At 72.7% G+C, this 24430-nt stretch carries 30 protein-coding genes; 15 read left to right on the top strand and 15 right to left on the bottom strand.

The window, feature by feature from the left end:
• The first annotated feature begins 7 nt into the window (after window positions 1-7).
• Together ACLQ2W_RS04885 and ACLQ2W_RS04880 are read left to right on the top strand one after the other, a co-directional pair.
• Window positions 8-379 carry a hypothetical protein gene (locus tag ACLQ2W_RS04885; protein WP_425785376.1) on the top strand — a complete coding sequence of 124 codons (372 nt, stop codon included), beginning with the start codon at window positions 8-10 and terminating at the stop codon, window positions 377-379.
• Window positions 372-1616 carry a WXG100 family type VII secretion target gene (locus tag ACLQ2W_RS04880; RefSeq protein WP_425785375.1) on the top strand — a complete coding sequence of 415 codons (1245 nt, stop codon included), beginning with the start codon at window positions 372-374 and terminating at the stop codon, window positions 1614-1616. Before ACLQ2W_RS04885 ends, ACLQ2W_RS04880 begins: the two co-directional genes overlap by 8 nt.
• A gap of 88 nt (window positions 1617-1704) precedes the next feature.
• Here ACLQ2W_RS04880 and ACLQ2W_RS04875 read toward each other — a convergent pair whose 3' ends face one another.
• Window positions 1705-2307 (bottom strand): lipocalin family protein, encoded by a 603-nt coding sequence (locus tag ACLQ2W_RS04875; protein ID WP_405092205.1) that lies wholly within the window; start codon window positions 2305-2307, stop codon window positions 1705-1707.
• Window positions 2308-2515: 208 nt separating this feature from the next.
• Here ACLQ2W_RS04875 and ACLQ2W_RS04870 point away from each other — a divergent pair, with 208 nt between their 5' ends.
• The 3 genes from ACLQ2W_RS04870 (at window position 2516) to ACLQ2W_RS04860 (ending at window position 4257) form a co-directional block, all read left to right on the top strand.
• Window positions 2516-2905 carry a hypothetical protein gene (locus tag ACLQ2W_RS04870; protein WP_425785374.1) on the top strand — a complete coding sequence of 130 codons (390 nt, stop codon included), beginning with the start codon at window positions 2516-2518 and terminating at the stop codon, window positions 2903-2905.
• A gap of 138 nt (window positions 2906-3043) precedes the next feature.
• Window positions 3044-3880: a hypothetical protein gene (locus ACLQ2W_RS04865; protein WP_405092203.1), complete on the top strand. Its 837-nt coding sequence runs from the start codon at window positions 3044-3046 to the stop codon at window positions 3878-3880.
• A 41-nt stretch (window positions 3881-3921) separates the two neighbouring features.
• Entirely contained in the window at window positions 3922-4257 is a 336-nt protein-coding gene (locus tag ACLQ2W_RS04860; protein WP_405092202.1) for a hypothetical protein, read from the top strand.
• Between the two features lie 153 nt (window positions 4258-4410).
• On the opposite strand, the gene ACLQ2W_RS04855 is transcribed toward ACLQ2W_RS04860, so the two are convergent.
• Window positions 4411-6198 (bottom strand): trypsin-like serine protease, encoded by a 1788-nt coding sequence (locus ACLQ2W_RS04855; RefSeq protein WP_425785373.1) that lies wholly within the window; start codon window positions 6196-6198, stop codon window positions 4411-4413.
• Window positions 6199-6412: 214 nt separating this feature from the next.
• Here ACLQ2W_RS04855 and ACLQ2W_RS04850 point away from each other — a divergent pair, with 214 nt between their 5' ends.
• Entirely contained in the window at window positions 6413-6826 is a 414-nt protein-coding gene (locus ACLQ2W_RS04850; RefSeq protein WP_405092199.1) for a pyridoxamine 5'-phosphate oxidase family protein, read from the top strand.
• 130 nt (window positions 6827-6956) lie between these two features.
• Here ACLQ2W_RS04850 and ACLQ2W_RS04845 read toward each other — a convergent pair whose 3' ends face one another.
• Window positions 6957-7139, bottom strand: coding sequence for an antitoxin (locus ACLQ2W_RS04845; RefSeq protein ID WP_107154798.1), 183 nt, complete (start codon window positions 7137-7139; stop codon window positions 6957-6959).
• A gap of 129 nt (window positions 7140-7268) precedes the next feature.
• On the opposite strand from ACLQ2W_RS04845, the gene ACLQ2W_RS04840 reads away from it, so the two are divergent.
• A complete protein-coding gene (locus ACLQ2W_RS04840) occupies window positions 7269-8537 on the top strand; it encodes an AI-2E family transporter (protein WP_425785372.1) in 1269 nt (422 codons plus the stop codon).
• A 179-nt stretch (window positions 8538-8716) separates the two neighbouring features.
• Here the strand turns inward: ACLQ2W_RS04840 and ACLQ2W_RS04835 are convergent, their stop codons facing one another.
• Entirely contained in the window at window positions 8717-9379 is a 663-nt protein-coding gene (locus ACLQ2W_RS04835; protein ID WP_425785371.1) for a dienelactone hydrolase family protein, read from the bottom strand.
• Window positions 9380-9570: 191 nt separating this feature from the next.
• Here ACLQ2W_RS04835 and ACLQ2W_RS04830 point away from each other — a divergent pair, with 191 nt between their 5' ends.
• The 3 genes from ACLQ2W_RS04830 (at window position 9571) to ACLQ2W_RS04820 (ending at window position 10522) form a co-directional block, all read left to right on the top strand.
• Complete coding sequence (locus ACLQ2W_RS04830) at window positions 9571-9963, top strand: MerR family transcriptional regulator (RefSeq protein WP_405092196.1); 393 nt, start codon at window positions 9571-9573, stop codon at window positions 9961-9963.
• Window positions 9933-10280: a thioredoxin gene (gene trxA, locus ACLQ2W_RS04825; RefSeq protein WP_405092195.1), complete on the top strand. Its 348-nt coding sequence runs from the start codon at window positions 9933-9935 to the stop codon at window positions 10278-10280. The genes ACLQ2W_RS04830 and trxA overlap by 31 nt, the downstream gene beginning before the upstream one ends.
• Window positions 10281-10342: 62 nt before the next feature.
• A complete protein-coding gene (locus tag ACLQ2W_RS04820) occupies window positions 10343-10522 on the top strand; it encodes a hypothetical protein (protein ID WP_405092194.1) in 180 nt (59 codons plus the stop codon).
• A 60-nt stretch (window positions 10523-10582) separates the two neighbouring features.
• On the opposite strand, the gene ACLQ2W_RS04815 is transcribed toward ACLQ2W_RS04820, so the two are convergent.
• From ACLQ2W_RS04815 to ACLQ2W_RS04790, 6 genes are read right to left on the bottom strand one after another with little or no spacing between them, the layout of a single operon-like run.
• Window positions 10583-12955, bottom strand: a complete 2373-nt coding sequence (locus ACLQ2W_RS04815; RefSeq protein ID WP_425785370.1) for a glycoside hydrolase family 65 protein — start codon at window positions 12953-12955, stop codon at window positions 10583-10585.
• Window positions 12952-13704 carry an HAD family hydrolase gene (locus ACLQ2W_RS04810; protein ID WP_425785369.1) on the bottom strand — a complete coding sequence of 251 codons (753 nt, stop codon included), beginning with the start codon at window positions 13702-13704 and terminating at the stop codon, window positions 12952-12954. Before ACLQ2W_RS04810 ends, ACLQ2W_RS04815 begins: the two co-directional genes overlap by 4 nt.
• A gap of 47 nt (window positions 13705-13751) precedes the next feature.
• Window positions 13752-14219: a DUF4442 domain-containing protein gene (locus tag ACLQ2W_RS04805; protein WP_107154791.1), complete on the bottom strand. Its 468-nt coding sequence runs from the start codon at window positions 14217-14219 to the stop codon at window positions 13752-13754.
• Between the two features lie 53 nt (window positions 14220-14272).
• The gene (locus ACLQ2W_RS04800; RefSeq protein ID WP_425785368.1) at window positions 14273-15337 is read right to left on the bottom strand and encodes an ABC transporter permease; all 1065 of its coding nucleotides are present in this window, start codon (window positions 15335-15337) and stop codon (window positions 14273-14275) included.
• Window positions 15334-16242, bottom strand: coding sequence for an ABC transporter ATP-binding protein (locus ACLQ2W_RS04795; protein ID WP_425785367.1), 909 nt, complete (start codon window positions 16240-16242; stop codon window positions 15334-15336). The genes ACLQ2W_RS04800 and ACLQ2W_RS04795 overlap by 4 nt, the downstream gene beginning before the upstream one ends.
• Window positions 16239-16643, bottom strand: a complete 405-nt coding sequence (locus ACLQ2W_RS04790) for a GntR family transcriptional regulator (protein WP_281943375.1) — start codon at window positions 16641-16643, stop codon at window positions 16239-16241. The genes ACLQ2W_RS04795 and ACLQ2W_RS04790 overlap by 4 nt, the downstream gene beginning before the upstream one ends.
• A gap of 110 nt (window positions 16644-16753) precedes the next feature.
• Between ACLQ2W_RS04790 and ACLQ2W_RS04785 the strand changes: the two genes are divergently transcribed.
• The 3 genes from ACLQ2W_RS04785 (at window position 16754) to ACLQ2W_RS04775 (ending at window position 19094) form a co-directional block, all read left to right on the top strand.
• Window positions 16754-17278, top strand: coding sequence for a hypothetical protein (locus ACLQ2W_RS04785; RefSeq protein ID WP_425785366.1), 525 nt, complete (start codon window positions 16754-16756; stop codon window positions 17276-17278).
• A 15-nt stretch (window positions 17279-17293) separates the two neighbouring features.
• A complete protein-coding gene (locus ACLQ2W_RS04780) occupies window positions 17294-17833 on the top strand; it encodes an AAA family ATPase (protein ID WP_425785365.1) in 540 nt (179 codons plus the stop codon).
• Between the two features lie 91 nt (window positions 17834-17924).
• On the top strand, window positions 17925-19094 hold the full coding sequence (locus ACLQ2W_RS04775; RefSeq protein WP_425785364.1) for a Fic family protein: 1170 nt from the start codon (window positions 17925-17927) through the stop codon (window positions 19092-19094).
• Between the two features lie 89 nt (window positions 19095-19183).
• Here ACLQ2W_RS04775 and ACLQ2W_RS04770 read toward each other — a convergent pair whose 3' ends face one another.
• Both ACLQ2W_RS04770 and ACLQ2W_RS04765 read right to left on the bottom strand, forming a co-directional pair.
• Window positions 19184-19372, bottom strand: coding sequence for a DUF397 domain-containing protein (locus ACLQ2W_RS04770; protein WP_425785363.1), 189 nt, complete (start codon window positions 19370-19372; stop codon window positions 19184-19186).
• Entirely contained in the window at window positions 19363-20154 is a 792-nt protein-coding gene (locus tag ACLQ2W_RS04765; RefSeq protein ID WP_425785362.1) for a helix-turn-helix domain-containing protein, read from the bottom strand. Before ACLQ2W_RS04765 ends, ACLQ2W_RS04770 begins: the two co-directional genes overlap by 10 nt.
• Before the next feature lie 221 nt (window positions 20155-20375).
• On the opposite strand from ACLQ2W_RS04765, the gene ACLQ2W_RS04760 reads away from it, so the two are divergent.
• Both ACLQ2W_RS04760 and ACLQ2W_RS04755 read left to right on the top strand, forming a co-directional pair.
• Complete coding sequence (locus ACLQ2W_RS04760; RefSeq protein WP_425786014.1) at window positions 20376-20603, top strand: hypothetical protein; 228 nt, start codon at window positions 20376-20378, stop codon at window positions 20601-20603.
• 29 nt (window positions 20604-20632) lie between these two features.
• Window positions 20633-21103 carry a MarR family winged helix-turn-helix transcriptional regulator gene (locus tag ACLQ2W_RS04755; RefSeq protein WP_425785361.1) on the top strand — a complete coding sequence of 157 codons (471 nt, stop codon included), beginning with the start codon at window positions 20633-20635 and terminating at the stop codon, window positions 21101-21103.
• Window positions 21104-21122: 19 nt separating this feature from the next.
• Here the strand turns inward: ACLQ2W_RS04755 and ACLQ2W_RS04750 are convergent, their stop codons facing one another.
• The 3 genes from ACLQ2W_RS04750 to ACLQ2W_RS04740 all read right to left on the bottom strand — a co-directional run bounded on the left by ACLQ2W_RS04750 (window position 21123) and on the right by ACLQ2W_RS04740 (window position 24378).
• The gene (locus tag ACLQ2W_RS04750) at window positions 21123-22394 is read right to left on the bottom strand and encodes an MFS transporter (RefSeq protein WP_425785360.1); all 1272 of its coding nucleotides are present in this window, start codon (window positions 22392-22394) and stop codon (window positions 21123-21125) included.
• On the bottom strand, window positions 22394-22969 hold the full coding sequence (locus tag ACLQ2W_RS04745; protein WP_425785359.1) for a winged helix-turn-helix domain-containing protein: 576 nt from the start codon (window positions 22967-22969) through the stop codon (window positions 22394-22396). The genes ACLQ2W_RS04750 and ACLQ2W_RS04745 overlap by 1 nt, the downstream gene beginning before the upstream one ends.
• Window positions 22970-23067: 98 nt before the next feature.
• On the bottom strand, window positions 23068-24378 hold the full coding sequence (locus ACLQ2W_RS04740) for an ABC transporter ATP-binding protein (RefSeq protein ID WP_405092178.1): 1311 nt from the start codon (window positions 24376-24378) through the stop codon (window positions 23068-23070).
• Between the last annotated feature and the right edge of the window lie 52 nt (window positions 24379-24430).

Here is a 24430-nt window from a genome sequence, read left to right as displayed (position 1 = left end):
TTCCGCCATGACCGGGCGCACCACAGTCGACGTTCTCTCCCTGGAGGATTTCCACAAGCGGCTCGAACGGCGTCTGCACGAGGCCGAGTCGGTGTTGCGCACGCTCAACACCGAGATGCAGTGCCGGCCCCCCGCGCTTGGCACGTTCACCGACGCGACCGACAACTCACGCCGGTACGCCGAGACGCACCAGAGCTACGTCGACCACGTCGACCGGCTGCGCCGGGCGATCCTGGCCGCCCGCGAGGCCACCGCGACGATCATGAAGAACTACCGGACCGCCGAGGCCCGCAACGCCGCCGCCGCGGCCGACATCGCGGCCGCCCTCGCCGGGCTGAACGAGGCGATGACGCAGCCGAGGGAGGAGCCCCGTGTCTGAGTACACCCGGCGCTACGAGCACGTCAGCCACGAGGAGCTCTACCAGGGCGTCGACGCCGGCGACCCGGCGCAGATCGACGGGCTGAGCGCCCGCTGGACCTCCCTCAAGGGCACGCTCGACGACCTGTCCCGTGACCTCACCGCCGACCTGGACGCGCTGGCCAAGAGCTGGACCGGGGACGCGAGTCGCGAGTTCCAGCGCCGGCTCACCATGGTCGCCGGCTACTCCGGCGACCTGGCCGAGGGCATGACCGGCATCCGGCAGGCGCTGGACATGATGGCCGGCGACCTGCGCGCCGCCCAGGCCGAGGCGGAGCGCCCGGAGAAGACCGACGACCACGACAAGCTGCTCTCCGGTGCCGGCAAGGGCTTCCTGCTCGGCGGCGGCCCGGGCGCGGTGATCGGTGGCATCATCGGCCACCAGCAGGACGAGGCCGAGCAGGAGAAGGCGCACCAGCGGATGGTGCGGGTGGTGGCGAAGCTGGCCGAGGGTTACGACTTCTCGGCGTACGGCCGGGTCGTCGCGCCGGAGCCGCCCGGGAGCGAGCTGCCCGGCCACCACGCTCCGCGGGATCCGACGCTGCACGACGGCCCGTCGGTCCGGACCCCGTCGTCCGGCCCGAGCCTGGGCAGCTTCGGCCCCGGGGCGCACGCCTCCGCGACCACTTCGGGCGTGCACCACACGGCCCCGACCAGCGGTACGCCGGGCGACGGCACACCGGGCGGTCGTCCCGGTGCGGGCGTCCCGGGTCCGGTCCTGACCGGCGGCACGGTCGACCCGAGCGGCACGTCGCTGGCCGGCGCCGGCCCGCTGACCACCGTCCCCGGCGGCCCGGCGATCGGCGGCGGCCCGGGTTTCGGCCCCGGCGGCGCCCAGCCGACCGTGCCGGCCGGCGGGGGCGGGCTCTTCGGCGGCCCCGGCGTGCTGAGCACCGGCTCGCTCGCCGGCACCGCCAACGCCGCCGCCCCGGGCCGGTTCGGCGGCGTGTCCGGCGCGGAGAGTCGCTCGGCGGCCGGCACCGGCCGGCTCACCTCCGGCCGGAGCCTGGCCGTCGACACGGAGGGCAGGTCGACCGGTCGCACCGGGCGGCCCGCGACGGCCGGCCGCAACGGGGTGCTGGGCGCACGCGGCAACTCCGACGACGAGTCCGACGGCCGGCTGACCTGGCTCACCGAGGACGACATGGTCTGGGGGGACGGCCGGGCCGCCCCGCCGCCGGTCATCGACGGCCACTGACCTCGCACGGCTGAACGGCGCGGCACCCGGCGGGTGCCGCGCCGTTCGGCGTCGGGGCGGCGCGCATCCCCCGAAATGGGCCGGGCTGTCAGCAGAACGCGCCGGCCCGGGCGCCGCCGTCCTGCCGGGTGGTGCGGAAGTCGCAGAGGTCGTAGCCGTTGTCGGTGAGCGTGGCCCGCACGTCGGCGAGCTGCGCCGCGTCCAGCGCGGGCTGGCGGGACAGCACGAAACCGCTGCTGCGGTCCGGGTCGCCGACGACCGCCCAGCGGTACTCCGGGTCCAGCCCGATCACCACGTAGTTGGGGCCGCCCAGGTAGATCCACCGGTCGCCGAGTCGGAGGAAGGAGACGGTGAGCGCCGAGTCGGCGGGCGGGTTCTCGCTCCGGGCCCGGCCGGTGACCGTGCTCGTGGTGCCGAGGATCGTCCGGCAGGTGTTGCGGACGCCGACGGTCCCGTCGGGCTGAACGTCGTACCGGGCCTTGACGTTCTTGAAGCACTGGATCTCGAACCACTGCGGGATGGCGGCGACCTGGTACCAGTCGCCCGCGTACCGGTCGACGTCGACGGCGGCCACCGGTCGTAGCGGCCCGGTGTCGACCGAGGTGGTCGCGGCGTGAGCCGGGGTGGCGCCCAGGACGGTGGCGGCGGTCAGCGCGGCGACCAGCGCGGTGGTGGTGCGGCGTACGCCCATGGTTTCTCCTCGCGATGGGGGGTCGTCCGCGCCAGTGTGCCCCGCCCGACCAGCCGAAAACTGTCGACAATCTCATCGTCGTCGATGCATCCGTCGACCTGGTCCGAAGCGAAGAAGAAGGTCCGTCCACACCGATCCGTGGGCCGGCTCACGTAACCGGGAAGATCGTCGAGCTGCGTGAGCCGGCATCAACCGATAGGTTGAGGGGGTGCTGCCCGTAGCGTTCGCCTCGTCCACCTGGACGGCGATGCTGCGCCGGATCGCCCGCACGGCCCTGGCCACGCTGGCGCTGATCGCCGGCCTCCAGGGCATCGCCGCCACCTCCGCCGACGCCGCCACGGTGACGCGTCCCGCCGTCGTCACGGTGACCGACACCCGTGCGCCGTCGACCGACGACGCCGGCCGTGAGGCCGCGTCGGTCGCCAGGCCGGGCACCGCCGCGGCCGCGGCGTGGGCGGTCACCCACTCGGCCACCGGCCCGTCCGTCGCCGACCGGTTCGACGACGCGTCCCTCGCGCCGATCCCGGCCGTCGAGGTCACGGTCACCGACGACGCGGGCCGGGCGACCATCGCCCGCCGCGGGCCGCCGCGCGCCTGACGGGCCACCTTTCCGGTCGCCCCGGCGCGGCCCCACCGCAGGCCGCCCCACCCGCGCACCCGTCGCGCGCCGACGCGCACTCCGCCCGATGCCGGGCCCACCCGTTGATCGTGAACAGTTCCACCGCGAGGTGCTGGTATGCAGACCGTCTTCTCCACCGTCCTGCCGGACGTCCCCGCCGCCGCCGTGATCTGGCTGGCCCTGCTCGCCCTGGCGGCGGTCGTGGTCGCCGCGCTTGTCGTCCGCCCCACCCGGTTCCGTGCGGTGTTCGGCGAACGGATCAGCGACGCCGCCCGGCCGAGCAGCATCGACCGGGCCGAGCAGGACCGTGAGCGGACCCGCGAACGGGCCCGGTACGCGGACGAGGTGTCGGTGGCCGCGTCCCGCGCGACGGTGACCGCCGAGCGGCGTCGGGCCGAGTGGCTGGCCGCCCAGGACGAGGCCGAAGCGGCGTGGCTCGCCTGCCAGGCGGCGGAGGAGGACGTCCGCCGGCTGGCCGCCGCCGCGGCCCTGCCGCTGCCCCGGACCGCCCGCACCCCGGCCGAGTACGCGGACCGGGAGCGCTGGCTGCACCGGGCGGCGCTGGACGCCCAGTGGCGCAAGGAGATCAGCGTGCAGCAGCTCAGCGACATCCTCGGCGGGCGCGGCTGGGACCCGAGCCGGCACCCGGTGGAGCAGGAGCTGCTGCTGCGCCGGCTGGTACGGGACAATCTGCTCGCCCGGCAGCGTGCCGCGTCGGAGCGGGAGCAGGCCGCCTGGCGGGCCGCCGAGACGGCCGCCGCGGCGGCGCGGAGCCTGCGCGAGGAGGCGTTCGCGGCGCTGCACCCGGTCGTCGAGCCGCAGGCGGCACTCTCCATCGTGGGCTTCGCCGGCCCGGAGAGCACGCGGGAGTTGCCGACCGCGACGCCGGTCGCGGAGACCACCCGGGAGCTGACGCCGGTGGCCCGGGGCCGGGCGGCCGTGCCGGCGTACTGAGCGTCCGGGCGGCGGCGGCCCGGCTCCGCTAGCGTGGTGTCGTGTCCCGTGAAACCTGGGTGCTCGTTGTTGTCGCCGCCGTCGTCGCGGCCGCGACGCTGGTCGGCGCGGTGCTGCTCGCGATCCGGGTGGTTCGCACCCGTCGCATGCTGGGCGCGCTCGGCGCCGGCGGCAAGGTCGCCTTCTACGGCGCGCTGATCTACACGATCCTGCCGGTGGACCTGCTCCCCGACCCGATCTACCTGGACGACATGGGCGTGCTGGCCGGCGCGCTGTTCTATCTGGGCCGGCTGGCGGCCAAGCACCGGGCGGCGCAACGCGCGCCGCGCGACGCCCCCGCCACATCGTTGCCCGCCGCCCCGCCGCGCCGCCCCTGACCCGCGCCGCCCCGCAAGCACGGGCCCCCTGTCAACGCCTCCGGTAGAGGTACGGCCCCGCCTGACACGGTTCCCGGCCCCTGACACGGCTCCGGACCGGTGCCGCTCCGCACAGGGCGGAGGGACACCGGTCCGGGGCTCGTCCGGTCGGTCCTACTCGCCGTCCATCCGCATGCTCGGCCACCAGCCGTAGACGCCCGAGCCGACCCGCCAGGAGGCGAGCGGCACGTTGAACCCGCCGGTCGGCGTCGAGGTGAACGTGTGCAGGCCCAGCCCGTTGTCCGGGTACTTGTAGAGGACGGCCAGGTCGTCCCGCCGGTCGCCGTTGTAGTCGCCGCCGACCAGCTTGATGCTGGCGAACTGCCCGAAGATCGACGACGACCACGACTCGACCGGGTCGGTGAAGTTGCCGTCGGGCTTGCCGGTCCAGGTCAGCAGGCGCAGCTTGTTGTCCTTGGTCTGGAGGGCGGCCACGTCGGCCCGCCCGTCACCGGTGAAGTCGCCGTCGACGATCTTCAGGGTGGAGAGGGCGCCGGGCGCCTTGTCCGCCGCGACGGACCACGAGGTGTAGCCGGCGCCGAACTTCCCGTCCGCCTGCCCCGGCCAGGTGATGGCCGCCATCGAGCCGTTGCCGTACGCGTAGAAGAGGCTGGCGTCGGCCCGCCCGTCGCCCGTCACGTCACCGGCGAAGACGCTGGTGCTGGCCCAGCTGCCGAAGTTCGACGCCCGCCAGGCCTCGATCGGCGCGTCGAACCCGCCGTCGGGCCGGGCGAGCCAGTTGATCCACGCCTCGTCGCCGCTGGCGTAGCCGTAGAAGGCGGTGAGGTCGGCCCGACCGTCGCCGTTGATGTCGCCCGAGGCCATCTTCATGCTGGTCAGGTGCCCGAAGTTGGGCGAGGTCCAGGAGCGGACCGGTGCGCCGTGGGTGCCGTCCGGGCGGGTGACGAACGTGTCCAGCGCGAACGCGTTGGCGGTGGTGGTGGACATGACCGCGAGGTCGTCGACGCCGTCGCCGTCGAAGTCGTCGTTGAACACCTTCACCCGGTCCGTGGCGTACGCGCCGGCGCCGCCCCGCCAGGCACCGAGCGGGCTGCCGAACCCGCCGGTCGACGTGGCCGGGAACGTCTGCGGCGCGATGTCGCCGTTGGCGTAGACGTAGAGGAAGTTGATGTCGCCGTACTGGTCGGTGGCCGGCCCCTGGGGCATGGTGGCGGTGAGCCACGGGCCGAGGTCGTCGACCCGGGTGTCCACCGCGTCCCGGCGGGTCTCCGTCTCGGCGAGGCAGCCACCCTGCCAGGAGGAGTGGTGCAGGCCGACCAGCCGGGGCGTGCCGCCGGTCGTGCGGACGGTCGGGCCGCCCAGGTCACCCCGGCAGATGCCGGCCGTGCCGGTGCCGAGGATGCCGGTCGTACCGGCGCCGACGCTCTGCACCTCGAACGGCCCGGTGTGCAGTTGGTCCGGCACCCAGGTGGTGGCCGTACGGCCGAAGCCGGCGGCGGTGAGCTGCTCGCCCACGACCGGCGCGGTGCCGAGCGCCACCGGCGCGACGTCCACCCGGCGGGTCAGCCGCACCAGCGCGACGTCGCGGTCGGGGTGCGGCACGACCCGGAAGGCCGACGACGTGGCACCCGTCGAGGTGGTCAGGTCGGAGCGCCCCACGGTGACCGTGGTGGGCCGCGCCGGCTTGCCGTCGACGACGGGCTGACCGTCGAAGCTGAAGCAGCTCTTGGCGGTGAGCACCCACCACGGATCGACGAGCGCGCCGCTGCACGAGCGGTCGGCCGGACCGATCGAGATCTTGGCGGCGAAGGCGTAGGAGCCGTCGGTCACGGCGGCACCGCCGGTGACGGCCTGCACGGGTGTGGCGGCGGCCCCGGCCAGCAGGACCATGGCTAGCAGGCCGGCGCCTCTGACGGCGACACGGCGGTACGACAGTGACACGACGATTCCCCCGATTCGAACGGCACCCACCGCGACGATGGGCACACGGGGTCACCTTATGAAGCGTTCGGTACACCCACTGTCCACCTTGGCGTGAAGAAGAGCACACCTGGGAGCCTTGCTCCGGACATCGGGCATGGCGTATGTCTCGTCGTCCGGCGCGCCGCCGGTTCGGCATGTGATGATCGGGCTCGGGGACGAGTGAGGAGACGGCATGGCTGGGCGGCACGGGTTGGATCCGCACGACGGGCGGGTCGCGCGCTTCTTCGCCGACCGGCACCTCGCCACGTTGACCACGTTGCGCGCCGACGGCACGCCGCACGTCGTACCGGTCGGGGTGACCTTCGACCCGGACGCCGGCCTGGCCCGCGTGATCACCTCGGGCGGTTCGGCGAAGGCGCGGCACGTGGCGGGCGCGGGCCCGGCGGGCACGCCGGTCGCGGTGTGCCAGGTCGACGGCCGCTGGTGGTTGACCGTGGAGGGCCGGGCGGTGGTGCGTCGTGACCCCGAGTCGGTGGCCGAGGCCGAACGCCGGTACGCCGAGCGCTACCGCACCCCGCGCCCGAACCCGGAACGGGTGGTGCTGGAGATCGCGGTGACCCGCCTGCTGGGCAGCCTGCCCGACTGAGCGGCCCGCCCGGCTCCCCGCCACCGACGGGTCCCGCTGCCCGGGGTACGCGGCTGCCCGGAACACGCGCCGGACACACCGGATCCCGGGCACCCGTCTCGGGGTGGCCCGGGATCCGTCGTCCGGATGCTCAGCGTCCGGTGTCGCCCTCGCCGGTGCGCTGCTGCGCCATGTCGACGCCCTTGTCGATCTGCTGGTCGTACTTGCCGCCGGTGCGCTTGTCGGCCATGTCGCCGGCCTTCTCGATGCCCTGGTCGACCTGCTTGTCGTGCTTGTCGGCGAAGTCTCGGGCCTTGTCCATGAAGTCACTCATGTCGCATCTCCCTTCGGTACCTTGAAAGCCTTCCCCGGGGCCGGGGTGGCAAACACCGGACGGGCGATGACGGACCGGGTGTCGGATTCGGCCGGGTCGGGTACCAACGGCCACGATCGAGGAGGCGACGTGGACGACGACGCTGGTACGCCCGACCCGGCACGCCCCGCCAGGGCCCGGTTCGACCCGCCTCGCTCCGAGCCGGCCCATGCCGAGGCGGCCCATGCCGAGGCGGCCCATGCCGAGGCGGCCCATGCCGAGGCGGCCCATGCCGAGGCGGCCCATGCCGAGCCGGCCCATCCCGAGCCGACACGGGTCGGGCCCCGGCAGACGTGGGCGGGGCTGCCCTGGCCGGTGCGCACGGCGGTCACCTGGAGCCTCTGCCTCCTGGTGGTGGCCGCCGGGCTGTGGCTGCTCGGGCAGATCGCGGTGCTGCTGGCGCCGCTGGCCGTGGCGTTGGCCGGCACGCTGTTCCTCACCGCGCTGCTCGACCCGGTGCTGGTGCGGCTGCGCCGGCTCCGGGTGCCGGCCGCGCCGGCCGCGCTGCTCACCGTCCTGCTGCTGCTCGGGGTGCTGGCCGGCGCCGGCGTCCTGGTCTGGAACCTCACCGCCAGTCAGTTCGGGGAGTTGAGCCAGCAACTCGACGAGGGCCTGCAACGCAGCCGTGACTTCGTCACGTCCACGCTGCCGGTCAGCGACCAGCAGCTCGACAAGCTGGTCGAGCAGATCCGGCAGGGCGTCAGCTCCGGCGCCCCCGACCCGGTCGCCGGCGCGCAGAAGGTCGCCGAGGTGGCCGGCGCGCTGCTGCTCGGCCTGGTCCTCCTCTTCTTCCTGCTCAAGGACGGCCGGTCGATGTGGCACTGGGTGCTGCGCCGGCTGACCGGGCCGCGTCGCGACGTGACCGCCGAGGCCGGCCGGGCCGGCTGGCGGACGCTCGGCGCGTACAGCCGGGGCACGATGATCATCGCGGCGATCGACGCCATCGGCATCGGGCTGGCGCTGGTCGTGCTGCGCGTCCCGCTCGCGCTGCCGCTCGCCCTGATCACGTTCCTCGGCGGGTTCGTGCCGATCATCGGCGCCACCGTGGCCGGCGCGGTGGCCGTGCTCGTCGCGCTGGCCGCGAACGGCCCGACCACCGCCCTGCTCACGCTGGCGGCGGTGATCGCGGTGCAGCAGATCGAGGGCAACCTGCTGGAGCCGCTCGTGATGCGTCGGCAGGTGCAGCTGCACCCGGCGGTCATCCTGGTGGTGGTCACCGCCGGCACGCTCGTCGCCGGCGTCGCCGGCGCGTTCGTCTCGGTGCCGATCGCCGCGGTGCTCTGGCGGGTGCTGGACACCGTGCAGCGGCACCGGTCCGGCGGGACTGCGCGAGCCGCCGGCGTGGACGCCACCGCCTGACCCGCCGACGCCACCGCCTGACCCGCCGACGCCACCGGCTGACCCCGCCTGACCCGCCGACGCCACCGGCTGACCCCGGCTGACCGGGCCCACGCCACCGGCTGACCCGGCTGACCCGGCTGGCCCGGCGAACGCCACCGGCTGACCCGCCGACGCCGGCAACCCCGGGCATCGGCGGGTCAGGCCGGATGCGGGTGGCGCAGGTGGGCGACGAACCAGGCGCCGGCCTGGTCGGCCACCTGCTCCAACGTGCCGGGCTCCTCGAAGAGGTGGGTGGCGCCCGGCACGATCCGCAGCTCCGCCACCTCCCCCAGCTCGTCCCGCGCCTGCTCGTTGAGCGTGATCACCTGCTCGTCCAGCCCGCCGACGAGCAGCAGCGTGGGTGCGCGTACCGCGGTCAGTGAGCTGCCGGCCAGGTCCGGCCGGCCGCCCCGGGAGACCACCGCGCCCACCCGGTCCGGGCGGGCCGCGGCGGCGACCAGGGCGGCGGCCGCGCCGGTGCTGGCGCCGAACAGCCCGAACGGCAGGCGTCCCAGCTCCGGATCGGCGCCCATCCAGTCGACGATGCCGGCCAGCCGTTCGGCGAGCATCCCGATGTCGAAGCGCAGCTCGGCGGTGACCTCGTCCCGGGCCTCCTCGTCGACCGTCAACAGGTCGACGAGCACGGTGGCCAGTCCGCGCGCGTTGAGCGCCCGACCCACCGCCACGTTGCGCGGGCTGTGCCGGGAACTGCCGCTCCCGTGGGCGAACAGCACCACCCCGCCGGCCCCGGACGGAACGGAGACGTCCCCGGTGAGCCCACCCTCCACCACCGGCACCGAAACCTCACGCACACCCCTCACCTCCGTCCCCGGGCATACCCCGCCCCCCGGCGATCATGAAGTTGGCGGCCGGGAAAGCGCTCCCCCACCCCGCCAACTTCATGATCGCCGAGCAAACGGCGGGGAGGGACGGGAGCGCGTGGGTTGCCTTGACGTTGGCGGCAAGGTTTAGCGTCGGCGGGGCGAGGGACGGACGGCGGGCGGGGGCACGGATGCGGATCGGGGAGCTGGCGGAACGGGCCGGTACGAGCGCCCGCACACTGCGCTACTACGAGAGCCAGGGACTGGTCCGGCCACGCCGGTCCGCCAACGGTTACCGGGTGTACGACGAGGCGGAGCTGCGTGTCGTGCACGAGATCCGGTCCCTGCTGGCGATCGGCTTCGGGCTGGACGACATCCGCCCGTTCGTCGCCTGCCTGCGCGCCGGGCACGACTCCGGCGACGTCTGCCCCGACTCGGTGGCGGTGCTGCGACGCAAGCTCGCCGAGGTGGACGACTATCTCGACCGGCTCGGCGCGGTCCGCCGCCGCCTGCACGACCAACTCGCCCACGCGATCGCCCAACGGGAGGAAACATGCCTCAGGACACGCAGACCGGCCGACTGACCGCGGTCACCGACGCCACGTTCGCGGCGACGGTGCTGGCCGCCGACCGACCGGTGGTGGTCGATTTCTGGGCCGAGTGGTGCCCGCCCTGCCGGGTGGTCTCGACGCACCTGGCCGAGCTGGCCGAGGAGTTCGGCGACGCGCTGCGCTTCGTCACCCTGAACATCGACGAGAACCCGGCTGCCGCGCGGGCCCACCGGGTGATGTCCGCGCCGACCATGCTGGTCTTCCGCGACGGCGAGGTGGTCGGCTCGATCGTCGGTTCCCGGCCGAAGAACCACCTCCGCCAGAGCTTCGCCCGCCACCTGGACGGTTGAGCCCCGCCCGGGCGGGAACGCGCGGCGTGACCACGGACCCCGACCGATCGCGAGGATCTCCGATGGCGAAACAGGACCGGGAGCGAGACCAGGAACTCACCGACCAGAAGCGTCGCGAACAGGAGTTGGAGGGCTCGCCGGAGTGGGCCGACCGGGCCGCGTCGGCGCGTACCCCCGAGGACCCGCGGGCGGTGGCGCCGCGCGACGCCGGCGGGCGTCCGTCGAACGGCCGCCAGTTCTGAGGTACGCGGACAGCGCGGTCCCGCCCACCCGGGCGGGACCGCGCGCCGCACGCGAACCGCTCAGCCGGCGTGCTCCGGCAGGTGCATCAGCGGCGCCCGACCCGGCGGCTGCTCCGGCTGCGACCCGGACGGGTGCGCCGGCGGCACCGGCACGGTGACCGGCCGGGCGCAGGTGACCCGCAGCGGCTCGCCGTGGTGCAGCAGGTCCAGCACCGTGTCCGGGCCGCCGTTGCGCAGCGAGTACGTGGTCTGGTGCGGTCGGACGTCGACCCGCAGCCGCATCGACCGCCACTGCAACGAGAACTCCAGGCGGCTGAGCCGGCTGGAGAGCCGGGGCGTGAAGGACAGCGTCCCGTCGTGGTCGCGCAGCCCGCCGAAGCCGGCGACCAACGCGATCCAGGCGCCGGCCAGGGACGCCATGTGCACGCCGTCGCGGGTGTTCTCGTTCAGGTCGTGCAGGTCCATCAGCGCGGCCTCGCGCAGGTAGCGGTGGGCCAGCTCGGGGAAGCCCACCTCGGCCGCCAGCACCGCCTGCGTGCAGGCGCTCAGCGACGAGTCCCGGACGGTGCGGCGCTCGTAGTAGGTGAAGTTGCGCAGCTTCTCGGCGGCGCTGAACGCGTCGCCCCGCCAGTGCATGGCCAGCACCAGGTCGGCCTGCTTCACCACCTGCTTGCGGTACAGGTCGAAGTACGGGTAGTGCAGCAGCAGCGGGTACTTCTCCGGCGGCGTGTGCTCGAAGTCCCACTCCTGCAACCGGGTGAAGCCCTCCACCTGCTCGTGCACGTCGATGTCCGAGTCGTACGGGACGTGCATGTCGTTCGCGGCGTCCCGCCAGGCGGCCGATTCCTCCTCGGTGACGCCGAGGTCCATGGCCTGGTCGCGGTAGCGCATCGCGCAGTCGGCGGCGGTGAGCAGGTTCCGCTGCGCCATCAGGTTGGTGTAGACGTTGTCGTTCTTCACCGCGGTGTACTCGTCCGGGCCGGTCACCCCGTCGATGTGGAACCGGCCGGCCCGGTCGTGGTGGCCGAGCGAGCGCCACAGCCGCGCGGTCTCGACGAGCAGTTCCAGCCCGATCTCGCGTTCCAGCGCCTCGTCGCCGGTGACCAGCACGTAGCGGCGCAGCGCGTCGGCGACGTCGGCGGCGATGTGGAACGCGGCGGTCCCGGCCGGCCAGTACGCCGACGACTCCGGCCCCTCGATGGTGCGCCACGGGAACGCCGCGCCTTCGAGGTTCAACGTGCGGGCCCGCTCCTGCGCCTGGGCCATCGTGTCGTAGCGCCACTGCAACGCGTCCCGTACCGCGCTCGGCTGGGTGTAGGTGAGCACCGGCAGCACGAACATCTCGGTGTCCCAGAACGCGTGGCCGTCGTACCCGGGACCGGTGAGGCCCTTGGCGGAGATGGGCCGGCGTTCCGCGCGGGCGCCGGCCTGGAGCACGTGGAAGAGACCGAAGCGGACCGCCTGCTGCACCTCCGGGTCGCCCTCGACCCGGACGTCGGCGGCGTCCCAGAACTCGTCGAGGTATTCCCGCTGCGCCCGGCGCAGCCCGTCCCAGCCGTCGAGGCGGGCGGAGGACAGCGCGGCGCCGACCTGGTCGCGCAGCGCCGGCAGGGATCGTCGGCTGGACCAGCCGTACGTGAGGTACTTGATCACCCGCAGCTTCTCGCCGGGCTTGAGCACACAGCCGATGGTGGTGCGGACCCAGTCCTCGTACCCCTCGGACTCGATGGTGGTGCGTTCCGGGCCGTGCACGTCGTGGCCCATGGCGGCGGCGACCCGCAGGCCGCTGACCTTGGTGCGGTGGATGAGCAGGCCGCCGTCGGCCGTGGTCAGCTCCTCCTCCGCCAGCAACGGCGACTCCAGCACGGCGGCCACCCGGGGGTCCCGGCTCTGCGGCGGCAGTGACTCGTTGGCCACCAGCTCGGACTGGAGGATCAGCCGCAACGGCCCGTCGACCGCCTCCACCTCGTAGCTGATCGCGGCCACCGAGCGGTGGGTGAACGACACCAGCCGGGTGCTGCGGACCTTGACCTCGCGGCCGGCCGGGGACCGCCAGTGCACCTCCCGCTGGAGCGTGCCGGCGCGCAGGTCGAGGACCCGCTCGTGGTCGATCAGTTCGCCGTAGCGGACGTCGAGCGGTTCGTCGTCGACGAGCAGCCGGATCAGCTTGCCGTTGGTGACGTTGACGATCGTCTGCCCGGACTCGGGGAAGCCGAAGCCGGCCTCCGCGTAGGGCAGCGGACGCAGCTCGTAGAACGAGTTCAGGTACGTGCCGGGCAGGCCGTGCGGTTCGCCCTCGTCGAGGTTGCCGCGCAGCCCGATGTGGCCGTTGGAGAGCGCGAGCACGGACTCGGACTGGGCCAGCACGTCCATGTCGAGGCGGACCTCGCGGACGTGCCAGGGCTCGACCGGGTACGACCGTTCCCGGATCACCGGGCCGACTCCGTGGTCAGCAGCTCGGCGAGGTCGGTGACCACCACGTCGGCGCCGTGCGCGCGCAGTTCGTCGGCCTGGCCGACCCGGTCCACGCCGATCACGTACCCGAAGCCGCCGGCCTTCCCGGCGGCCACCCCGGCGAGCGCGTCCTCGAAGACGGCGGCGTTCGCCGGTTCGACGCCGAGCATCCGGGCGCCTTCCAGGAACGTGTCCGGGTGCGGCTTGCCCTGCAACCCGCGCTGGCGGGCGACCACGCCGTCGACCCGCGCCTCCAGCCAGCGGTCCAGCCCGGCGGCGTGCACCACGGCCTCGCAGTTGGCGCTGGCCGACACCACCGCCCGGCGCAGCCCGGCGGTCTTGGCGGCCTCCAGGTAGCGCACCGAGCCGTCGTAGACCTCGACGCCGTCGTGCGCGATGCGCTGGAGCAGGACGACGTTCTTGCGGTTGCCGACGCCGTTGACGGTGTCGGCGTCCGGCGGATCGTCGGGGGTGCCCTCGGGCAGCGTGATGCCACGGGAGGCGAGGAACGATCGCACCCCGTCGGCGCGCGGTTTTCCGTCCACGTACCGGTTGTAGTCCGGTCCGCTGTCGAACGGGTGGAACGGCTCGCCGGTCTCGGCGGACCGGCGTCGCAGGAGCGCGTCGAACGTCTCGGCCCAGGCGGCGTTGTGCACCTTGGCGGTCTGCGTCAGCACCCCGTCGAGATCGAAGAGACACGCGGTCACGTGCGCGGGTAGGCCCAGCATTGCCTGAATCTATCCAGGCGGCTCCCCGGGCAAACCCGCTTCGCGTGTCAGCGGTTCGGGCGCAGCGTCCAGGTCACGGTGAGCGCCGAGGTGACGGTGCCGTCCTCGGTGCCGATCTCGACCTCGACGTCGAACTCGGGCCGCTGCCCGGCGGCCAGCTCGGCCAGCACGTCGGCGGGCGGGCGGGCGAGCCGCGCCGTCGCCAGCACCGGCCCCATCGCCACCTTGCGGTAGCCGATGGTGGCGGTCACGGCGAGTGGTACGGCCCGGTCGAGCACCTGCCCGAACGCGGCGAGCACGACCGCGCCGGAGGCGGTCTCGCCGAGCGTGAACATGGCGCCGGCGTGCGGGCCGCCCACGTGGTTGTGGTGCGCCGGGTCGTCGGGGAGCCGGACCACGGCGCGGACCCCGCCGTCGGCCTCGGGCGCCACCTCGACGATCTCGATGCCGAGCGTACGGGCGAACGGCACGGCTTCGAGGAGACCGGCCGCCACCTGGCGAGAGTCGATGGTCATGCCCGAACGCTACTCGTCGGTAACTTTCCGGGCAAGCAGCAACCCGGCCCGGTTCAGCCCGCGCTGAGATCGGTGCGGCGCACGATCCACCAGACGGTCAGCAGCGCCGCCACGGCCAGCCCCAGGTAGCCGCCCGCGACGATCAGGTGGAAGTCGGGGATCCGGCTGCCCGGCTGGTAGAGCAGGTGCTGCTCCAGACCGTGCTCGGTGAAGCAGGCGAGCGTCCGGCCGCTGCCGTTGTCGGGCGGGCAGAGGCGTTGCAGCTCGACGCCGGTCAGCTCGCGCCCGGAGGCGTCGTACGCGCCGGACGGCCCGTCGACCCCGTAGTCGATCATGCCGCCGTCGACGACCAGGGCGTTGTCGCGCAGCACGTCGAGGTTCGGCCCGCCGATGGGACGGTGCGCGGACAACGGCGTCATCAGCGTGGGATAGCGCCACTGGACGAGGTAGGTCAGGCCGACGAAGCCCACGATCACGCCGAACACGGCGGGGAGCGTGCGCCTGAGCACCGCGCCGAGGGCGACCCCGATCGCGAACCAGCAGAGGCTGATCACGACCGGCAACATCGCGGTGTTCAGGAACGACTCGTACTCGAACAGGCTGACCGGGCCCACCAGGGCCCGGGTCCGCTCCAGATGGTCACTGACCCCGCCGACGGCCACGGTCACGGCGGCCACGAACAGGCCGAGCAGGGCCAGCCTGGTCCACAGCCAGCGTTGCGGGGAGACGTCCTGGCTCCAGGCCAGCAGCAGGGTGCGCTGCTCGTGTTCCCTGGTCAGCACCGGAACGCCGACGAACACGCCGATCAGCAGCGGCATCCACTGCACCACCCGCAACAGGGCGGCCATGGCCAGGACCAGGGGCGAGGACCCGGCGAGCCGCTGGCCCTGCGGGGAGTCCTCCGGGCAGAACGCCTCGTGGCACTGGTGCCAGAGGCTGGTCAGCTCCACGGACAGGTAGGTCATCCAGCCCACCAGGATTGCGGCCAGGACCAGCGTGCCGATCAGGGTCCACCGGTGCTGACGCCAGGTCAGCCAGAGCAGACCGCGTACGCCCCCGGCGTACCCGAGGTCGTCCCGGCGATTCGGGTGGGCGGACACGTCGGTGACCAGGCTCATGCGGCTGCCTTCCGCTCGTGCGACGCCCTGGACGACGCCTTGAGATGGGTCAGGATCAACTCGTCGAGGGTGATGGGCTGGGCGGTCCAGCCGGGGGCCACGACGGCGTGCGCCGTCGGTGGCGCCGCCTGCCGGACGACGAAGGTGGACTGGCGTTCGGTGTGCTGGGCCTGGACGATCGTGCCTGGGCCGGGTGGTTGGTCCGCCCGGGGCCCGGTCAGCCGGAGGTGGCTGTCGAGCAACTCCTCGACGTCGCCGGCGAGGACCGGTCGGCCTGCGTCGAGCAGCAGCAGGTGGTCACCGACGCCACTGAGTTCGGCGATGATGTGGGTCGACAGCACGACCGTCATGTCGGCGTCGGCGGCCTCCGCCATGAGTTCGCCGGTCACCTCCGTACGGGCCACCGGGTCCAGGTTCGCGAGGGGTTCGTCCAACAGCAGCACGGCCGGGCGGGAGCCCAACGCGACGGCCAGCGCGACCTGGGCCCGCTGCCCGCCGGAGAGCCTGCCGCAGCGACGGTCCAGCGGGATGTCGAAGCGCCGCAGCCACGACAGCGCGCGCTGCTGGTCCCACACGCGGTTCGTCGCCCGGCCGAAGCGGAGCATCTCCGACACGGTGAAGTCGCGGTAGAGCGGCTTGTCCTGGGCCAGGATCGCGACCCTGCTCCCGCCGTCGGTGGAACCGCCCCGGGTCACCGGCCGGCCGTGCACCAGCAGCGTGCCGCTGGTGGCCGCCAGCGTGCCGGCGATGATGCTCAGCAACGTCGACTTGCCCGCGCCGTTCGCGCCGACCAACGCGACGATGCGGTTCGCCGGCAACTGGAAGGCGCACTCCCGCAGCGCCCACACGCTGCCGTAACGCCGGCTCAGCCCACGTGCCTCGACGGCGAGGGGTTGCCCGCTCACGCGGCACCCTCCCGCTTCTGGCGCGTGGAGTTCTCCACGATCACCGAGGCGAGCAGCGCCTGGACGTCCTCGTCCTCCAGGCCGGCCTCCCGGGCCTGGCCGAGCCACCGGGCGAGGCTGCTCCGCAGGCGGGCCATCACATGGGGGTCGGTGGAGCCGAGCGTCCCGCTGACGAACGTGCCCGCCCCCTGCCGCGCCTCCACCAGACCGGACAGCTCCAGCTCCCGGTAGGCCTTGAGCACGGTGGTCGGGTTGACCGTGCACGCGGTCACCACGCTGCGCACGGTGGGGAGCTGGTCCCCGGGTTGCAGCGTCCCGATCCGCAGCCCTTCGCGGACCTGCCGCACCAGTTGGGCGTAGGCGGGGACGCTGCTGGACCGGTCGACATGAAAGTTGATCACCTGGTGAGCCCCCTCACGATTGTTATGGTTAAGTAGAACACCAGTCAATCAGCATGGCAAGACGCCCTCCGGCGTTTCGCCGGCTGCCGGCTCCGGGTAGCCAGTGGCGCATGAACCACGATCTCGCCAGAGGGCTGTCGGTGGCCTGGGGGCTTCCGGAGTTCCGCGACGGGCTGCGTCACCTCGTCGACCTCGACGAGGTGACAGTGCTGCTGGCCGCGCTGTCCGGCCCGGACCGGGACGGCGAGGTCGAGCGGAGCCTGCTGGGTCTGCTGCGGTCCGGCCTGGCGACCACCGAGGTCCGGGAGGCGGTGTTGCTGCTGCTGGAGCGCGACACGGTCCGCCGGCCACTGGTCGCCGCGGCGGTGGAGCCGCTCGCGGACCGACCGGCCCGGGCCACCGCCATCACGTCGGCGACCGAGGACCCCGCGGTACGCCGCGAGGTGCGCACGATGCTGGACAGCGCGGACGTGCGCGAGCTGATCTGGCAGGCGGTCGACCGCCAGGTGAGCGACGACCGGTTCGGCCTGATCCGCCGGGCGGCGGTGCTGTTCGTCCGCCATCCGAGCGCCCGGCGCCTCGCGTGGGCGCTCCGCCGGCACGGCGTGCTCCGCGAACTACGCCGCCGGGCGTGACCATTGGGTGTGGCGATGACGAGGCGACCGACGCTGTATCTGACCGTGGGGCTCCCCTGCACCGGCAAGACCACCGCCGCTCGGCGCATCGAACGGGAGCGACAGGCGCTTCGTCTCACGAAGGACGAGTGGGTCAAAGCCCTGTACGGGCCCGAGAACCCGTCATCGGCTCAGGACGTGATCGAGGGACGGCTCATCCAGATCGGCCTGCGCGCGCTCGAACTCGGCACCAACGTCGTGCTCGACTTCGGCCTCTGGAGTCGGGACGAACGCTCCGCGCTGCGCCAGGCCGCGGCGGACCTCGGCGCGACGGTGGAGCTGCACTACTTCGCACTCACCGCCGCCGAGCAGCGCCGGCGACGCGATCAGCGGCAGGCCGAGGCGCCGCACACGACGTGGCCCATGACCGACGAGGAACTCGCCGGGTGGGCCGCCACCATCGAGATCCCCACACCTGGCGAACTCGACGGCAGCGAACCCGTCGACGCCCCACCGGCCGGGTTCACGAGCTGGGACGAGTGGCGTACGCGTCGCTGGCCGCCATCGGTCCCCTGACGAGGCGCGATGACTCTTTGTCTCTTACTAAGAGACAAAGGTCTCGGCTGTAGGTATTCTTGTCTCTTACTAAGAGACATTAGGACATGAGATGATCTACACGAACCCGGAACTCGATGACCACGATCGAGTCGTTCTGGCTGAAATCCACGACATGCGACACACGCTCGCGGATGTTCTGCGCACCCCTCGCCGCTGGACCGGTGGGCTACGGCGCACCATGCTGGCCCGGGCGATTCTGGGCTCCAACAGCATCGAGGGCTACGTCGTCGCCGAGGACGACGCCGCCGCCGCACTTGACGGCGAGGAGCCACTGAGCGCCGACGATCGCACCTTCGCGGAGATCCGAGGGTATCGGCAGGCCCTGGGCTATGTGCTGCAAACCGCCGGGGATCCGTACTTCCGCTTCGAGACGTCGGCCATCCGCAGCATGCATTACATGATGCTCTCGCACGACCTGGCGAAGAGCCCTGGGCAATACCGCAAGGGGCCGATCTACGTCCACGACGAGCGGACCGACCGGCGGGTGTACGAGGGCGCGGACTCCGACGACGTACCGCACCTCATGGAGGAACTGGCTGCGGACCTGCGGTCGGATGCCACCACCTCTCCGCTCGTCAAAGCAGCGATGGCACACCTGAACCTCGTGATGATCCATCCGTTCCGCGATGGCAACGGACGGATGGCGCGGGCGCTCCAGACACTGGTGCTGTCGCGGCGGGCCATCGTGGAGCCTGCGTTCTCCAGCATCGAGGAGTGGTTGGGCAGCAACACCGAGGACTACTACCGGGTGCTGGCCGCCACCGGCCGGGGGCACTGGAATCCCGAGGGGTCGGCACACCTCTGGGTGGCGTTCAACCTGCGTGCCCATCACATGCAGGCACAGACCGTGGCTCGTCGGTTCCGGGAGGCCTCCGGGATCTGGTCGGAGTTGGATTCGATCGTGGCCGAGCGACGGCTCCCCGAGCGAGTCACGGACCTGCTCTACGAGGCGGTTCTGGGATACCGCGTCCGCCGCTCCGGGTACGTCAAGCTCGCCGACGTCGAGGAGCGGACGGCCACCCGCGACCTGACCAGCCTTGCCGAACAGGGTCTGCTGGAAGCGCGCGGTGAACGGCGAGGAAGACACTACGTCGCCGGCCCTACGCTGGCGGAGGTGCGAGAGAGGGCTCGTGCCGGCCGCGCACCGATCAGGGATCCCTACCCGGACATGCCGGTCGTGCTCGCGACAGAGGCCGCCACACCGACTGAGCCCATGTAGCGCGAGCGGCCTGCCCGATGTCGGCGCCGGCACCCGTCAACGGTCACGGCCCTCCGTCCGTCACAGGCAAGCGCCGGTGGCGGGGCTGGTCAGGCGCGCTTGGTGTGGGCGACGAACGCCGCCCAGTTCGCCGGCGTGAACGTCAGCGCCGGCCCCTGCCGGTCCTTGCTGTCGCGGACCCCGACCACGCCGGGCAGATTGTCCGCCACCTCAACGCAGTTGCCGGAATTGCCGCTGCTGCGGGTGCTCGTGCGCCAGGTCGCGCCGGTCAGCTCCATCGGTTCGCCGCCTCCGAGATCGCCGCCAGGGTCGCCCCGTGCGGCATCGCCTCCGCGCGGACGGACTCCCAGGTCTGCCGCAGGGAGTTCACGTCCGTCGTCCGTTCCACGATTGTGCCGTGCAACTGGTTGTCGAGATAGCCCACGTCGTCGCCGTCGGCCGGGGTGGCGAGCACGAACGCGCCGTTGAGCCCCGGATGGGCTCCGACCGTCTCCGGCACCACGTGCAGGTGCACCCGGGGCCGGCGGCCCATCTCGACCAGGTGTGCCAACTGCTCCCGCATCACCTTCGGGCCGCCGACCGGGCGGGTCAGCACCGAGTGGTCGAACACGGCCACGAACTGCGGCGGCGCGGGCTGATCCAGCACCGCCTGCCGGGCCAGCCGCGCGGCCACCTGTTGCTCCAGCGCCTCACCGACAAGCGGACTCGCGCCCTCGTGCAGCGCGCGGGCGTACTCCTCGGTCTGCAACAGGCCCGGAATCACCAGCGGCTCGTAATTGCGCAGCGCGGTCGCCTCCTGCTCGATGCCCACCCACTCGCGGAACCACGGCAACAGCGACTCCTGCACCAGCGCGGCCCGGATGCGGACCAGCAGGCCACCGGCGTCGAGCACCTCGTCGCAACGCTCGGTGAACTCGGCCCGCGGCGCGCGCCGGCACTGCTCGACGGCCGCCACCAGCGACGCCGAATAGCTCACCCGCTCGCCCAACGCCTCCTGCGTCAGCCCGGCCTCGGAACGGAGCCGGCGCAGCTCACCGGCGAACAGCTCCCACAACGCCATACGGATTATCTGCACACCTCTGCACACGGCTGCACACGGAAGACGGCCGGTCGGACGGCCCGGAAGGTGGGGGTGGAACGCCTTCCGACCCTAGCGACGCGGTGACGACACTGTCACGCAGTGGAGCCGAACTCGTCCGTTACCCGCTACCGACAGGAGCGCCCGTGACCAACCAACGCCCGTACCCCCGGCATGCCGCGCCGCACACACCGCTGCGTCCGATGTGGTGCTGCCGGGCGTGCGGCCAGCAGTGGCCCTGCCCGACCGCCCGCCTGCTGCTCAAGAACGAGTACGCGGACAACAACGTCAGCCTGTCGCTCTACCTGTGCGGGCTGTTCTACGAGGCGACCCGCGACCTCTACCGGCTGAACCCGGCCGGTGCACCGGACCTCGCCGACATGTTCGCCCGCTTCGTCGCCTGGGGCGCAAGGCGTGAACCCTTGAGCTGAAGTCGGGTTGACGTTCTACCTTCGCATCCATGACGACGCCGCAGATGTCCGACGCCGAACTGGCCGGCCAGCCCGCCGCCTACTGGACCGGCGTGGCCTACGAGTCACTCATCGCCTTCACCCGCGCCCGGCACGCCGAACTCGGCTTCACGCAGCCGCAGTTCTGGCTGCTGCGCAACCTCTCCCCGAACGACCTGCTGCCGCAGGGCGGCGGACTGACCGTCGCCGAGCTACGGCAGGCGATGCGCTCCTATCTGCGGGCCGAGGACGACCTGGACACCGAGTCGCGGGTGCTGCTGGAGCGCGGCTGGCTGGCCCGCGACGAGGACGGACGGCTGTCGATCACCGAGGCCGGCGAGGCCGCCCGCCTCGACCTCAAGCGGCACGCGCCGACGATCCGTGCCCGCATCCACGAGGGCATCGACGACGCGGACTACGTCACGACGCTGAAGGTGCTCCACCGGATGATCAGGAACACCGGCGGCTCCGTCCCGGCCTGAGGCGCGTCTGGTTACGTCGTCACATCGCCGGACGTCGATCCGGCACCTTGGTTGCCGGCCGGTCGAGGCGCAGGGCCGCGGTGAAGGTGACCGCGCCGAGGGCGGCCAGGGCGGCGATCCCGGCGAAGACCGGACGTAGCCCGCTGAACTGCAACGCCGGCCCGGCAGCGGTGTAGCCGACGAACGCCGCCAGGTTCTCGGTGGTCGTCACCGCGGTCATCACGTGCGGTCGGAGGGACGCCGGGGCGCGTACGGTGGCGCGCGTGTTGATGGTCGCCGCCAGCACCGGCGTGGCCAGTCCGACCAGGAACAGCGCACCGGCCACCACGGCCACCTGATCGACGAGCAGCAGCCACAGCGGGGCGCACTGCACCAGCGCGGCGGCGGTGAGCGCGGATCTGGTCATCCGCCCCAGGCCGGCGACGGCCACCAGGCTGCCGATGACGAGGCCGGCGCCGTTCGCCGAGGTGAGCAGCCCCAACGTCCGGGGGTCGCCACCCAACTCCTCCCGGACCAGCACCTGGAGGCAGATGAACACGGCGGGAATCGAGAGGGTCACGAACGTCTGGGCGAGCACGAAGAGCCGCAGCGCCGGATGGCGCAGCGCGTAGCGCAGGCCCGCCAAGGTGGTGCCCCGCCCACCCGCCCGATCGGCGACCCGCTGCGCGCCGGACGCGGCGGCCCGCTGCGCGCCGGACGCGGCGGTCGCGGCCGGCCGGACGAAGGCGATCAGGATGAGGTACGAGACGAGGTAGGTGCCGGCGTCGATCCAGAGCACCTGGACCGGGCCGAGCAGGGCGATGAGCAGGCCGCCGAGCGCGGGGCCGGCGAGGGCGGCGATCCGGGTCGCGCCGTCGATCAGGCCGTTGGCCCGGGCCAGCAGTTTCTCGTCGCGGCCACGCGCCGGGCCGAGCAGCTCGGGCAGGATGAGCCGCTGCGAGGAGACGTAGGGAGCGGTGAACGCGCCGAGACTGAACGAGACGGCCAGCAGGGCCGGCAGGCTCAGCCAGTGCGCCTGGTGCAGCAGCGGGATCAGCGCCATCAGCGGTACGCGCGCGGCGTCACAGATCAGCATGGTGCGGCGCACCCCGAGCCGGGCCACCACCCGACCGCTGGGCAGGCCCAGGCTCACCACGCCGAGGAACTCCGCGGCCAGCACGGCGCTCATCCGCACCGGCGAACCGGTGGTCACCAGCACGAACCACGGCAGCGCCAGCAGGGTGAGCCAGGAACCGAAGGTGGAGAGCAGCTTCGCCGCGAACAGGGCGAACAATCCGGGCGTACGCAGCATCAGTTCGGGCCGTCGGGGCTCGGGACGGCGTACCCGAAGAAGGCGACGCGGCGGGCGCGGGCGCTGCGCGGCCGGGCGGCGGCGGTGTACTCGCCGACGACCGCCTTGATGCGCTCGGTCATCTCGACCAGCTCGTCCGGGTCGAGATGACCGATGTCCTCGCCGACCCACGCCGCTTCCTGCCAGGCGGGGTCGAAGTCGTCCTGGTGACGCTGGTAGGCCTCCAGCGCGGCGAGCCGCTGCGCGATGAACTGCTCCCGCAGCGCCCGGGACGCGGCCACGAACTCCGGTGATCCGTCGCCGTTCGCGGACCAGGTGATCCCCCGGCTGGTTGCCCGCCAGGGCCGTTCGCGGCCTTCCGCCAACTCGGGTGCCGGCTCGACCAGGCCCCACTTGGCCAACTGGCCGACGTGGTAGCTGACGGACGCCGTGGACTCGCCGGTCCGGTCCGCCAGCTTCCGGCCGGAGGCCGGTCCGTCGACGGTCAGCAGTTCGAGGAGCGTGAGCCGGAGGGGGTGGGCGAGCGCGCGCAGCGCCTGCGGGTCGGTGATCTGCCGCTTCTGCTGGGGTGACATGAAAGCCAACATACCTTGGCCAAGACATCCTGGCTTGCCGGGTGGTGTTAAGCGGAGCCCCCTCCTATGCAGAAAGCGTTAATAGGGGGCCCCTCCTTTCATCTCCAGCCGACGTCGATGCGGTCGCCGCGCTCGTCGAAGAAGTGCAGCGCGTCCATCCGCACCTGCACCGCCAGCGAATGTCCGGCCGACACCTGCGGGTACGGGGCCAGCCGTACCGCCAGTTCCGCCGGGCGGCGGTGGTGCCGGCCCGGGTCGGGCAGCACGCTGGTGCGGTTGCCAGCACCGTTCGGCGTCGGCGCCGGCGCGGCGGTCTCCGCGGACCGGCCGGTGAGCCGCTGCACCACCTGGCCGAACCGGCGCAGGCCGCGCTGGCCGGGAGCGGTCCGCTCGACCGGGGTGCCCATCTCGTCGACCACGATCGCGGTCGCGCCGATGTCGAGGAAGGCCAGCGACTCGTGGCCGTGGTGCTCCAGATAGCGGATCCGGCCGTGCAGCACGTCGCCGGCGGTGTCCGGGGCGACCGGGGTGAGCGCCTCGGCGCGCAGCCCGACCACGATCCGCTCGCCGTGGTAGTGCGCCACCGCGCGGCTGCGGATGTCGTCCCAGGGCAGGTAGAGCGCCTGGTCGCCGAGGTTCAGCGTGACGTACCGGTCGAGGTGGACGTAGACGGACGCCTCCAGCAGGTTCATCCGTGGGCTGCCCAGGAACGCGGCGACGTAGAGCGTGGCCGGTCGCCCGTACACCTGGGTGGGGGTGCCGACGTCCTGGAGCACACCCTTGCGCATGATGGCCACCCGGTCGGCCATGGTGAGCGCCTCGGCCTGGTCGTGGGTGACGTAGATGGTGGTGACGCCCAGCTCCCGGGTCAGCGCGGAGATCTCGGCCCGCAGCTCGGCGCGCAGTCCGCTGTCCAGGTTGGACAGCGGCTCGTCCATCAGGAACAGGCCGGGCCGCCGGACGATCGCCCGGCCCATCGCCACCCGCTGCCGCTGGCCGCCGGAGAGCTGGCTGGGCTTGCGCGCGAGCACGTCGCCGATGCCGAGCGCGCCCGCCACGTCCTGGATCCGCTCGCCGCGCGGCCCGGGCTCGATGCCGGAGAGCCGCAGCGGGAAGCCGATGTTGTCACCGACGGTCATGTGCGGATAGAGCGCGAAGTCCTGGAAGACCATGGCGATCTTCCGGTCCCGGGGCGGCAGGTCGTTGGCCAGCTCGCCGCCGAGCATGACCGCGCCCGAGGTCGGATCCTCCAGGCCGGCCACCATCCGCAGCACCGTCGACTTGCCGCAGCCCGACGGGCCCAGCAGCACCATGAACTCGCCGTCGTTGACGTCCAGATTTATGTTGTCGACCGCGATCGTTCCGTCCTGGAACACCTTGGTGACATCCTTGAGCGCGACGGTGGTCACCGTCACCTCCCCAGTCGCTCGCCCGAACCCGGGAATGACTGTGACCAGGATC

Origin of the sequence: Micromonospora sp. DT227 (genome assembly GCF_049841835.1) — a bacterium.
GTDB lineage: Bacteria > Actinomycetota > Actinomycetes > Mycobacteriales > Micromonosporaceae > Micromonospora.
This window is presented reverse-complemented; position numbering and strand designations above follow the sequence as displayed.